At 56.7% G+C, this 12855-nt stretch carries 8 protein-coding genes and 1 tRNA gene; 6 read left to right on the top strand and 3 right to left on the bottom strand.

Annotated elements, in window-relative coordinates:
* Positions 1-3 precede the first annotated feature (3 nt).
* From B5F76_RS09905 to B5F76_RS09880, 6 genes are all read left to right on the top strand, one after another.
* Positions 4-1143, top strand: coding sequence for a GNAT family N-acetyltransferase (locus B5F76_RS09905; protein WP_087353951.1), 1140 nt, complete (start codon positions 4-6; stop codon positions 1141-1143).
* 146 nt (positions 1144-1289) lie between these two features.
* Positions 1290-2615, top strand: a complete 1326-nt coding sequence (locus tag B5F76_RS09900; protein WP_087353948.1) for an NCS2 family permease — start codon at positions 1290-1292, stop codon at positions 2613-2615.
* Positions 2616-3625: 1010 nt separating this feature from the next.
* Positions 3626-4420: a phosphonate ABC transporter ATP-binding protein gene (gene phnC / locus B5F76_RS09895; RefSeq protein ID WP_087354008.1), complete on the top strand. Its 795-nt coding sequence runs from the start codon at positions 3626-3628 to the stop codon at positions 4418-4420.
* Between the two features lie 20 nt (positions 4421-4440).
* Entirely contained in the window at positions 4441-5316 is an 876-nt protein-coding gene (gene phnD / locus B5F76_RS09890; RefSeq protein WP_087353945.1) for a phosphate/phosphite/phosphonate ABC transporter substrate-binding protein, read from the top strand.
* A gap of 222 nt (positions 5317-5538) precedes the next feature.
* Entirely contained in the window at positions 5539-6339 is an 801-nt protein-coding gene (gene phnE / locus B5F76_RS09885) for a phosphonate ABC transporter, permease protein PhnE (protein WP_087353941.1), read from the top strand.
* Positions 6336-7331, top strand: coding sequence for an NAD(P)-dependent oxidoreductase (locus B5F76_RS09880; protein WP_087353939.1), 996 nt, complete (start codon positions 6336-6338; stop codon positions 7329-7331). Before phnE ends, B5F76_RS09880 begins: the two co-directional genes overlap by 4 nt.
* 459 nt (positions 7332-7790) lie before the next feature.
* On the opposite strand, the gene B5F76_RS09875 is transcribed toward B5F76_RS09880, so the two are convergent.
* The 3 genes from B5F76_RS09875 to B5F76_RS09865 form a co-directional block, all read right to left on the bottom strand.
* Positions 7791-7868 (bottom strand) — tRNA-Pro (locus tag B5F76_RS09875).
* A gap of 90 nt (positions 7869-7958) precedes the next feature.
* Positions 7959-8831: a UTP--glucose-1-phosphate uridylyltransferase GalU gene (gene galU / locus B5F76_RS09870; RefSeq protein ID WP_087353936.1), complete on the bottom strand. Its 873-nt coding sequence runs from the start codon at positions 8829-8831 to the stop codon at positions 7959-7961.
* 439 nt (positions 8832-9270) lie between these two features.
* On the bottom strand, positions 9271-12843 hold the full coding sequence (locus B5F76_RS09865) for a PEP/pyruvate-binding domain-containing protein (protein WP_087353933.1): 3573 nt from the start codon (positions 12841-12843) through the stop codon (positions 9271-9273).
* Between the last annotated feature and the right edge of the window lie 12 nt (positions 12844-12855).

The following is a 12855-nucleotide window of genomic DNA, read 5'->3' as shown; positions in this document are numbered from 1 at the left end:
CTCATGCAGCCAAAAGCATATGTCTTTGTCCTGGACCAGGAGGGCATGCCGCTCATGCCCTGCAATCCTTCCGTCGCGCGCATCCTCTTGAGAAAGGGGGAGGCCTTTGTCAGGAAGAAGAACCCCTTCACCATTCAGCACACAGGGGAGGCCTTCGCACGCATCTACCCGATAACGCTTGAGTTTTTTGCGAACGAGGAGCGCGCAACCTTTGTGGCAAGGACAAACATGTACGAGGTGTACAGCTCCGAGATGTTTTTCCACCGCGCACGAAGCAAGCGTGCAACCAGAGCCCGGGCGCCAAGGGTCAACAATCGGCGCAACAGGCGCGAGACAGGCGGGCTTCACCCCTGGGTTGTAAGCCGCATGGAGGCCATACGGCGCTTTTTGCCCGTCACGGACGTTGTCATAAGGACTTCTTCCGGAACAAGAACGCTCAAGGCAGTTGCAGGATGTGCGCTTGATCTGCGCCCCGAGGGCAAGGCTCCAAAGCCAGAACCGGCTGAAAATGCCGGAAATGCCCAGGGACAGGAAAGCACTTCATCTGCTCAATCCCTGTCTGCATCCCGGGCCGCGGACAGGATGCAGCCTGTTTTTCGCGAATTTTCCGAAAGCGAAATCGTGCGCGAGCTTTTTGCACCCTTCATCCGCCGCCAGGAGGTACACAACTGCCTGCGCCTCATCGACGGCAAATGGCAGGTTGTCGAGGATCCCTTCATCGACGACTGGACAGAGGAACAGTTTGCCTTTGGCATCAAATGCCTGCAAAACACTGTCCGCACTGGCGGTCTTGTCCTCGGAGCCTTCCTGGGCGGGAAGCTCAAGGGTTTTGCCTCCGTAGAGCCGGATCCTTTCGGCCTGGACGGGGAATACCTTGATCTCTCCTCGATCCACGTGTCAGCGGATGTGCGGGGCAGGGGCATGGGGACTTTGCTTTTCCAAAGGGCTGCTGACTGGGCAAGAAGGCATGGCGCACGCAAGCTCTACATCTCCTCGCACCCTGCAGTGGAAAGCCAGGCCTTCTACGCGAAGATGGCTTGTGTGGACGCAAGCTTTGTCCACGAGGGCCATGTGGCCCGCGAGCCTTTGGACAGGCAACTGGAATTTGATCTTGGACAAGAGCCGGTACCTGCCGGATCCTGACACCCCACAAGGGTCCCCAAAAAACAACAGGGAGAAATCTTTCTCATGTCTGAAAAAAACTATAAAAACAAGCCTTTTCCCGAGTCCCCAAAAAACAACAACAGGGAGAAATCTTTCTCCCATGCACAACGCCAGAGAGAGCATACATGACGCAAGACAACAACATTCTGGAGCGCGTGTTCCACATCCGCGAGAGGGGAAGCACTGTCAAAACCGAACTTCTGGCAGGCCTGACCACCTTCATGACCATGGCCTATGTCATCTTCGTGAACCCCTCTGTCCTGGCCGAGGCCGGCATTCCCATGGAGGCAGCCATTGCCGCGACCGTCTACGCCTCCATCTTCGGCACCCTGCTCATGGGGCTGTGGGTGAACTTTCCCGTTGCCATGGCGCCTGCCATGGGCGTCAACGTCTTTTTCACCTACTACGTGTGCAAGACGCTTGGCCTGCACTGGAGCGTGGCCCTTGGCACAGTCTTTCTCTCTGGCGTCATCTTCCTTTTGCTCACCATCACAAGGCTGCGCGAAAAGCTCATAGACTCCATCCCCCTCAACCTGAAGCTCGCCATCGTCGTAGGCATAGGCACCTTCATTGCCCTCATTGGCCTCAAAAACGGCGGCATTGTGGTCGACCACCCAAACACCCTGGTCACCCTGGGAAGCCTCTCGAACCCCGAACCGCTTCTTTGCTGCTTCGGGCTCTTGCTCACTGTGTCCCTCATGATACGCGGCGTGCAGGGCGCCATGATCCTGGGCGTGCTTGCCACCACGGCCCTTGCCATGATTACCGGTGTCGCACCCCTGCCCAAGGGGCTGCACAGCTTCGCGAGCCTTGATCTGCCAAGCATGGGAGAGGTCTTCATGGGCCTCGACATCATCGGAGCCATGCACTACAGCGTGCTCTCAGTTGTGGTCACCTTCACCATTGTCTCCCTTTTCGACAACATGGGAACGCTCATCGGCCTTTCGAAAAAGGCAGGCTTCATGCGCGAGGACGGGCACATCGACAACCTCGGCAAGGCCCTTACCGCGGACTCCCTGGGCACAGTGGCAAGCTCCCTTGTGGGAACGTCCACCATTGCCTGCTACGTGGAAAGCGCCTCCGGCATCTCCCAGGGCGGCAGAACCGGCCTTACTGCCGTCACTGTGGCTGCGCTCTTTGCCCTCTCCCTCCTCTTTGCGCCCCTGATTGGCCTCATCCCTGCCTGTGCCACTGCCCCTGCACTCATCATCGTGGGCTCCCTCATGATGGCGGACGTGGTACACATCAATTTCTCCGATCTCACCGAAGGCTTTCCGGCCTTTCTGACTATTGTCATGATGCCCTTCACCTACAGCATAGCCAACGGCATAGGCTTTGCCTTTGTCTCCTACCCCTTAGTCAAGCTGCTCACGGGTAAAGGGCGCGAGGTGAATGTCTGTACCTGGATCATAGCCATACTCTTTGCCGTGAACTTCGTGCTCGTGGGTTAGTACTTCGATTTTGAGATTCGTTAACAGCCAAATGATGCTAAAAATCCAATTTTCCCTTCCCTATAGGGAGTTTTTGACTAGTAAACGAACTTTAAGAACGATATACTAGACGCAGCTGACAGTCCAGACACTATTCCAACAACGCAAAAAGTCGGCGATATCCCGCACAAAGGGGATGTTGCCGACTTTTGTTTTGCGCGCAAGGATAGCTGCGCACCAAAAAATCAAAAAGGAATACGAAAAAGACAGTTCAGAAGCCTAATCCGCGTCCGTTGCGGAAATGGACAGGAAAAAACTGTCTTCGGGAAAGGGGAGGCCGTCGTGTTCGCACAAGGCGACCTCGAGACCTTCTGTCGCAATAGAAAACGACCTCATCCGCGGTTTCGCCACCCGCGCACACCTCAGAACTGCTTGATGAACTGGGGGGCATCCCGTTCTCCCCGTTGCAAAGACAACTGCTTTTTGTGTTGATATCAGCACCCTACAAAATTGTGACAAGCAACAAGATGCCGGAGAATGGGGACGACGGTCTTGGGTGACGCAACAGCTACAACAGCATCGCTGGACCGGTTGCAACTATACGCCCATGCTCATCTCGGGCGAAAGCTGCAGAACATGTGAGTTTGCCCGGAAGATGCGTGAATAAGGTCCAGTGATAAACAGCATATCAGAGGCCAAATGCGGCCGAATTGACATTCGTCCCGCTATCCGTCCCCACGCTCACGCGTGGGAAATTCCGCGGATTTTGTTAAACGACATGAAAACTGATCTCCTTTACCAAAATGCGCCGTAAAGCCCAGTCCTTCAGAGCGGGGATATAACCTAAAAGTTGAGCAAATTCAGATCTACACGGAAGGACACATCGGAGCTACCATATTCTTGTAGTGCTCAAGGCTGACACAGGCATGGAGGCTGCCCAGAACTTTCTCTTGGCATTGTTTTGTCTTTCTCCAGTCATGTTTCTGACACACTTTGTTTCTAATTTCACCCTTCAGTTTCAGGAGGTTGCAATGATTGAACTTTTTAATGTCAGCAAACGCTATGGCGACAAGATTGCCCTGCACGCCGTGAGCCTGCGCCTTGAACCGGGCAGTTTCACTGTGCTGCTGGGAGCATCCGGGGCGGGGAAATCCACTCTCTTGCGCTCTATCAACATGCTTTCCCCCATATCCAGCGGCACTATCAGCGTTGAGGGCATAGGACGCATAGACATGCCCGAGAAACTCAGAGCCCTGCGACGCATGACCGGTTTCATTTTTCAGCAGCATCAGCTCATTTTGCGGCAGACCGCCCTGCGCAACACGCTGAATGGCCGCATTGGCTATCATTCCCTCCTGTACGGCCTGCTTCCCCCGAGCAAGGAGGAAGTGCGTCAGGCCTACAAGTGTCTGGCCAGGGTCGGGCTTGAGGACTACGCCCTGAGCCAGGCCAGCTGTCTCTCCGGCGGCCAGCAGCAGCGCGTTGGCATTGCCAGGGCACTGATGCAGGAACCCAAAATCATGCTTGCCGATGAACCCGTGGCAAGTCTGGATCCTCAGCGTGCCCATGAAGTGGTGCAGCTTCTACACGATATCTGCCGGGCCGATGGCATCTGCACCGTGGTCAGTCTACACCAGGTTGAGCTGGCCCGCCATTTTGCAGACCGAATCATTGCCCTGAGCGACGGCCGGATTGTTTTCGACGGACGCCCCGAAGAGCTGGACGAAGACACAGAACACCGTCTCTATGCCACGGAAGAAACCCGTCAGCAGGAATTTTCCACGCCCACCACAGACAGTAATGGCAGCAATGCCATTGCCGCCTAACACATAAGGAGTATTGACCAATGAATCGTCGCCAATTTGCCTGTGCCCTGCTCGGTCTCTGCCTGGGCAGCGGCATGACTGCCTTTCCTCTCTCCGCACAGGCCACCGAAGGCAATCCCGACAAGCTGATGGTGGCTCTGCTCCCAGACGAAAGCCCCAGCGTTGTCATCAAGGACAACGAACCTCTGAAAAACTATCTGGAAAAGCAGCTGGGCAAAAAGGTCGAGCTTGTGGTGACCACGGACTACTCGTCCATGATCGAAGCCATGAGGCACGGACGTCTTGATCTTGGTTACTTTGGTCCCCTGTCCTATGTGCTGGCCAAATCCAAGTGTGACATCGAACCCTTTGCTGCCATGCAGAAAAAGGGCAAGGCCACCTATCGCTCTGTTGTGATTGCCAATGCCTCCAGCGGCATTGAAAAGCTTGCCGACATCAAGGGCAAGCACGTTGCCTTCGGCGACACGGCCTCCACTTCCTCCCACCTCATCCCCAAGTCCATCCTTCTTGATGCCGGTCTGAAGGCTGGCACGGACTACCAGGAACATTTCGTTGGCAGCCATGATGCCGTGGCCATGAATGTGCAGAACAACAATGCCCAGGCCGGCGGTCTTTCCGAACCCATCTTCAATACCTTGGTTGAACGCGGCATCGTGAAGAAAGACAAGGTGAAGATTCTCACTGCATCCAAGGAATTCCCCGAATATCCTTGGACCATCCGCTCCTCCCTTGCTCCCGAACTGAAGGCCAAGATTGTCAAGGCCTTCCTGGACATGAAGGATCCCACCGTGCTCAAGCCCTTCAAGGCCGACGGCTTTGTCACCATCACGGACAAGGACTACGACGTGGTGCGTGAACTTGCCAAGATTCTCGATCTCAACCTCAGCAAGATGTAGGCAGTATAACCGCAGTGTCTCTTCTGAGCCGGGAACTGGTTCAATGTCCGGTCCCGAGGAGCAGAAGCTGCAGGAAGCCGTCTGGAAGACCCGAAAAAACCGGACGAGCCGGACGACGCGGAGGGTGGAAGCAGCAGGTTTCCACCCCCCGTTCATTTCATTTGAAGCAAGATACGGAGGATACGCCTCCTTTTTGCATGCAGAAAGTGGCGTAGCATATTGATGACTGATTTCCGTCTGAACGAAGTGGAACTGAATGTACGCAACAGCTATCTGACCTCCCTGGGACGCATCGCCGTTCTGGGATTGGTCATACTTGTTTGCAGTGCGTACACGGGTCTCCTTGATATCAAGCGGCTCATTGAAGGCGGACCTGCCCTTGCAGGCCTGGCTTTCGAAATGATGCCCCCGGACTTTTCCAATTTTCGCAAGTGGCTTGCGCCGATTCTGGATACGTTGTGCATGAGTGTGGCAGGAACCTTTCTCGCCTTTATCCTGTCCCTGCCAATCGGTCTTCTGGCAGCAAGCAATGTTGCCCCCAACAGGGCCATCTATACCGTGGCCAGAAGCCTCCTCAATTTTTTGCGCTCCATCCCCGAGCTCATCATGGGCATCATCTTCGTGGCTGCGGTGGGCTTCGGCGCCCTACCCGGCGTGCTTGCCTTGGGACTGCATTCCATAGGCATGGTGGGCAAATTCTTTGCAGAAGCTGTGGAACACTGTGATCCCAAGCCTGTGGAAGCCATACGCGCGACAGGCAGCAGCAGTGCCCAAGTGGTTCTCTACGGCATCCTGCCCCAAGTTTTGCCCCAGATCATTGACACTATCATCTACCGCTGGGAATACAACTTTCGTGCGTCCACAGTCATGGGCATGGTGGGCGCAGGTGGCATTGGTTTCGAGCTCATGGCTTCGCTGCGTATCATGCAGTATCAGGAAGTCTCGGCCATTCTGCTCGTCATTCTGGTCATGGTAACCCTAGTCGACGGCCTGGGGTCCTGGATTCGCAGGAAAATGGTATGAAGAAAAAAGCACGTTGTCTTGTCAGCTGCAGGATTCATCAGGAGGTTGTGTCCCTCCTAGAGAACTATTGCGAGCTTGATCTCAATCAGACTGATGAAAGTCTTACCCCTGAAGCATTGCGCACCCGTCTGGCCACGGCCGATGCAGCCATGCTCTTCATGCCGGACTGTGTTGATCAGGCCCTACTGGCCGCTGCCCCCAGACTGCGGATCATCGCTGCAGCCCTCAAGGGGTACGACAACTACGACATCGAGGCAGCTACAAGACAGGGCGTCTGGGTCAGCTATGTGCCGGATTTGCTCACCGAACCGACGGCAGAGCTGACTATTGCCCTTATGCTGGGCCTGAGCCGCAATGTCCTTGCCGGCAACACGCGTGTACGCAGCACCTTTACGGGCTGGCGTCCTGTTCTTTTCGGAACCAGCGTTGCCGGGTCCACAATCGGCATCCTTGGCATGGGCAGGCTGGGCCAGGCTGTGGCTCGCCGGCTAAGCGGTTGGGGAGCACGGCTTCTTGGTCACGATGTCTCCGAACAGGCTGGCCTGCAGGGCAAGAAGCTTGGTGTCCACATGTGCTCCCTGGAGGAAGTGCTTTCAGCCTCGGATTTTGTCCTTGTGCTGACCCCACTGGTTCCCGGGAGCAGGCATCTTGTGGGAAGCAGTGCCCTTGCCCGTATGAAACCGGGAGCCTTCCTCGTCAACACGGGACGCGGATCCTGCGTAGATGAGCAGAGTGTGGCACAAGCCCTGCATCAGGGAAGGCTTGGCGGCTACGCTGCCGATGTCTTTGCCTTTGAAGACTGGGCCCTGGCCGATCGTCCAAGGGCCATATGTCCGGAACTGCTCGCCCCTGAACTCAATACCCTGTTCACGCCCCACTTGGGGTCTGCAGTCGACAAGGTCCGCCTGGCCATAGAAATGGAGGCGGCCTACAACATTATCGATGTGCTCCAGGGCCACACCCCCCGCCATCCCATCAACACCATTGCCTGATTTTCCACAGGCTTCAGTCCAAAGAGACCTGTCCGCAGCGCCTGCTGCAGGCAGGTCTTTCCTTTGGATGTCGGCTCATGCGGACGCAAGGCACGCCATTCTTGCGTTGTGCGCCCGGGAAGAACGCTCACCCTTGCTGGCGGGTGGTAGGCTCTGCCTTTTCCCCATCCTGAGCCTTGTATTGCGTGCCAGTGATACTGCACGCTCTTCTTTTTGTATGCCACTGCTCGGGTCATGACAGCAGCCATCTATGGCCTTGCCCATATCTCCTAAATTCCCGAAGAGAGATAGTACACAAACCGAGGCCACTTATTTTGAGGGATCCTCTGCCTGAGCATCTAAATTGGATTTTTAGCATCCTTTGGCTGTTAACGAATCTCAAAATCGAAGTACTAGTACTGCGCCAGACGCACCAAAAAAAAGGGAGTGCCAAAAAACGACACTCCCATTGCTTTCTTATGGTCGGGATGGTGCGATTTGAACGCACGGCCTCAGCGTCCCGAACGCTGCACTCTAACCAAACTGAGCCACATCCCGTTGCGAGAAGTCTTGTAAAGGATTTGTCATGCTTTGACAAGCCCTTTTTGCACATTCCCGCTGCAAATGTCTTGCCACAAGAGCCAAAGATTACTCAAGCTGCAGGAATTCCTTGAGATCTGCGATCAGAGGATAGCGAATGTTCTCGTCCTGCAGGCCAAAATAGATATTGGCGCTCAAGAATTCCGGCCAGTTGCCTGCGTCAAAACGCTTGCCGCGGATCTTCACGGCCATCATGCCGCGATCCTTGCACAAAGCCTGCATGGCGTCCGTGAGCTGCACTTCGCCGCCGACTCCGGGAGGGGTCTTCTCGATGTAATCGAAGATGTCCGGAGTGAGCACATAGCGGCCCACGATGGCGAGCCTTGAGGGAGCCTTGTCACGGCTGGGCTTTTCCACAAGGTTGTTGACCCTGTAGACCCCGGATTCCACCTTCTCGGCGTCCACGATACCGTAGCGGTCCACGTTCTCCCACGGCACTTCCATGACGCCCACCACGGGCATGTTCTCGGACATGGCCACCTCAATGAGCTGCTTAATGCCGGGCATGCCGCTGAAGATGAGGTCATCGCCCACCATGACCGCGAAGGGATTGTTGCCTATGGCGTCCCTGGCGCAAAGGATGGCGTGGCCCAGACCCTTTTGCTGTTTCTGGCGCACGGAAATGACGTTGACCATCTCGGCCACGTCCTCCACCACCTTCAGAAGTTCGGTCTTGTTTTTCTGGCGCAGATAGCCTTCGAGCTGCAGGTTGTGGTCGAAATGATCCTCGATAACGCTCTTGTCCCTGTTGGTGACAAGAACGACGTCGTCTATGCCGGACTGCTGTGCTTCCTCTACCACATACTGAATGACGGGCTTGTTGTAGATGGGAAGCATTTCCTTGGGGATATTCTTGGTTGCGGGAAGAGAGCGTGTTCCCCAGCCAGCGACCGGTATGACAACCTTGGTAATGGGCTTCATAAAAAAAGCTCCTGCAAATGGTGATGATTAAGAATGACGGGTATGATTATGGGACCCCTGGTCCCTGTGACGATCTTTGTATGCCTTCGAAAAAACGTTTTCTGTTCCGTATTCCCTTCGCGTCCTGCGCTTTCACAAACGAGAGTGGGACTTGGGGTGAATGCGTTTTTGGCTGAAGAAGAGAGCCTCAAGACACGCTGTCCCGGAAACAGGCGTTTTCACAAGTCTACTCCCCATGCGCCCAAAAGGCAAAAGAAAAAATGTACCCTTTTTCACAAGATGGATGACATTCCGTGACAGGGCGAAGACTTTTGCAAAAGTCGCAACGCTTTTGTCACATTGCGTGCCTGCAAAGGGGCTTTGCGTATGACAAAGGGGAGATATGGCAGACAGCGTCTGCCAAATCCCCCCTTGTATATTTCAGAGGCCGTATGCCGAACTAGAAGTCAAGCTTGCGGTATTCTTCCAGAGCCTGGGCCTGCTCCTCGAAGGTGGCGAAGCCCGCATGGTGCAGAGCGTCCTCCACTGTGCGCGACCAATCCCAGGTGGCGTAGATAACTGCCTTGTGGAAGATGTTGCGGAAGTTTTCCAGTTCCGTGCGGTAGAAGGCTTCCTTGGCCGAGCCAAGGTGCTCGCGCAGCTGCTGGAAGCGGCGGCTCTGCTCGCCATCGTACCATTCCTGCAGATCGCTTGCTGCGTTGTAGCGCTTCAGGATGTGACCGTAGCCATTCTCCTCAAGCAGCTTTGCAAGGCGTTCGTAGTGCTGCTTCGAGAGCCATTCGCCAAGCTTCGACAAAGGAATGTTTTCCTGCTCCACTTCGTGGATGTCGTGCACTGTCTGGGCGTAGGTGTCTGGCACAACCGAGGCGGACGCGATGCCGGCAATGGCCACAACGCCACGGATGATGACGCTGTTGGACACGCCCTGGCCGCAGAAGCCCACTTCCTTCTTCCACTTCTGGCCCGTGAAGATGCTGGCCAGAATGGTCCACACGACTGCCGGATCCTCTTCGTCGTAGATGCGCTGCAGACGCGCGTTGTCGCGGTCCGTTGCCAGCACCATCTGGGTCATGTCGTTTGAGCCGATGGAGAAGCCGTCGAACTCCTCGATGAACTCCTTGGAAATGATGGCGTTGGAGGGGATTTCCGACATCATGATGATCTTGAGGCCGTCCTTGCCGCTCACCATATCGTGGACATTGGCGAGGTACTGACGCATGGCGCGGGCTTCCTCAAGGGTACGCACGAAGGGCAGCATGAGCTGCAGGTTGCTGGCACCAAAGACGCTGCGTGCGGTCTTGAAGGCTTCGAGTTCCCAGTCGTGAATGTTGCGGGACACGCCGCGGTAGCCCAGCATGGGGTTGGCTTCGTGCTGTTCGAAGAGATTGCCGCCCACAAGGTTGCGGTATTCGTTCGACTTGAAGTCCGTGGTTCTGTAGACGATCTTCTTGCCGTAGAAGGCCATGGCGAAGAGGGCAAGGTTCTGGGCAAGGGTTTGCACGTAGTGCTCCTTGCCGGAACGGTAGCCGCGGGCCTTGATGATGTTCGCGATTGTCTTGGGCAGATCGCGCATCTCGTCCATTTCCTTCTTGAGACCCACGCGCAGGCTGACCTCGTTGCGCAGCTTTGCGATATTGGCAATGTGGTCGGTGATGACAGGATTGTCCTTGCACCTTGCCACATGATCGGCAATGTCCGCGTTGATTTCGGAAATGCGCTTGGAGCCTTCCGGATCCGCGGGATTGCACTTCGCAAGCTCGTCGTCGTAGCCCATGATGCACTTCACGTGCTCTGCCAGATCCTGCGAGGTCTTGAGGGTGGTGAGATGGCGGGTGGCGTTTTCGAGGTATTCGTCCAGCTTGTGGTCGACCTCACGCATCCTGCGGTGCAGAAGCAGGATTTCGTCCGCGTTCATGCCCCTGTCTTCCTCGGCCATCTTCTGCATCTTCCTGGTGAGCCCTGTGAGCTCGCCCACGTACTGGCGCAGATTGAAGTCGAAGACAATGAGGCCTGCCTCCATCTGGCTGGCTATAACCTTGGACAGACGTCCTTCAAGCTCGTTCATGTGCACCTGCACGATGCTGTCGAGCTCGCCGTTGTCAAAGGCTTCCAGGGCCTGGGGATGGACGCTGATGTTGCCCAGCATGAATTCCGCGCGCAAAAGGCCAACCTTGAAGCGGGGGAAGTTGCGCAGGCGGGAGAGGAAGAGTGCCTGGGAGACGTCTGCCAAAACAAGGCCCACGCGAGCCTTGGTTTCGGGCAGTTTCGACACGTCGAGCTCGCCGCCGACCTCGTGCAGGGGCAGAAGGCCCCTGTAAACGCGGCCGCGGGTGCCGTCGACAGTCACTTCCACGCCGTCCAGGGAACGGATGGAGTCAATGCGCTGAATGCCGATGACAGCCGGGATGCCCAGTTCGCGGGAGGTGATGGCTGCGTGGGAGGTGTCGCCGCCCACATCGGCCATGATGGCCGTGGCAATGCGCATGCCGGGTACCATATCGGGGTCCGTGCGCTCTGCTGCCAGGACGTCGCCCTTGTTGACCTTGTTAAGCTCAAGGGCGGAACGCAGGAAGCGGACAGTGCCATGGCCTGCGCCGCGGGAGGCACCGTTGCCCTCGAGCAGGACCTCGGCCTCGGCTGCGGCCTTCTCATCCACCTCGCGGCGGTGCATGAAGATGGTGTTGGGGTGCTTTTCGAGCTCGTCGTTCCAGCGGGTTTCCGGACGGGCCTGCACGAACCACAGCTTGTCCTTGGCGTCGATGCAGAACTCCGTGTCCATGATGATGCCGCCGTAGGCCTTGCTCACTGCGCGCACGCCGCGTGCAACAGTGGAGGCCTGGGACAGGGACAGGGCCCAGCGCAGGGATTCCAGTTCCGGAACCTCTTCCTCGCGGGTGCCGCCGCGCTCGTCGTAGACAATGCGCATGTCCTTGCAGCCCATCTGGCGGATGATGACTTCCTGGCCGTCATCCCTGGTAAACACGTACAGCTTGTCCGGGGTCACCTTGCCGCCCACGACTGCCTCGCCGAGGCCATAGCTTGCGTCGATGGAGACAAGATCCTTGCGATCCGTGCCGCGGCAGCCCGTGGCTGTGTCCGCAGCAAAGGCCGTACCGGAGACAACGGGATTGATCATCTGCATGATGCAGACGGAAAGCGATGTGCCCTCGATGGCCCATTCCTTCTTTGCGGCCTCGCCAATGCTCTCGTCGCCGAGCTCGTCGGCCTTGGCAATGGCGTCGGAAATGGCTTCGCGGCGGTAGGTCATGGAGCGCAGGTTGTAGGCGGAAGCGCAGTCCCAGTGGTAGGCTTCGGCAACGTTGTCCGGGCCGACCATGTTGAGATAGGTGTCCTGCAGGCCGGCGAAGGCCTTCTTGCGGGAGTCCTCGCCTGCAGCGGAGGAACGCACGGCAACCGGCACCATCTCGTCCTCGTTGGCGTCGCAGATGGCCTTGTAGGCGCTGCGCACTGCCGCGTCGACCTCGGGCGGAAGCGGAGTGGAGAGGATGGCTGCCTGCACCATGACGGAACGCTTGCGCAGCTGGTCAATGCCTTCGGGGGAGGTTGCAAAGCCTTCGACCACATTGTTGATGAAGGTGCGCAGTTTGGTGGAGCCGGGATCCTGCTCCTCGGCTATGGTCTCGCGGATCTGCTTGCCCAGGCGACGGACCAGTTTCTGCAGATAGTCGGGGTCACTGTTGATAACAGGATCGTTCCAGTCGATGCGGCCGTACTCACGGTCCACAACAGCGCGGACAAGACGGCTGTTGACCTTGCATTCGTCCAGAACACGATGGAAGGCCACAGAGGAAATGGCCCTGAAGTGCGGAGCCTGGATCTCCTTGATCTCGCTGATGATGGCGGTGTTGTAGTTCTTGCCGCCGACAAGCAGTTCGGCACTTTCCCCGAGCTGAACAATATCCGCTCCTGTCAGTACCAGTTGCTTTCTAATGGCCTCAGGCGACGAAGTTCCCTTGGGGGCCTCCGTCTGCGCGGACGTTTGTTTGACCATGATTTCCTCCGG

This window comes from Desulfovibrio sp. An276 (assembly GCF_002159665.1).
Taxonomy (GTDB): domain Bacteria; phylum Desulfobacterota; class Desulfovibrionia; order Desulfovibrionales; family Desulfovibrionaceae; genus Desulfovibrio; species Desulfovibrio faecigallinarum.
This window is presented reverse-complemented; position numbering and strand designations above follow the sequence as displayed.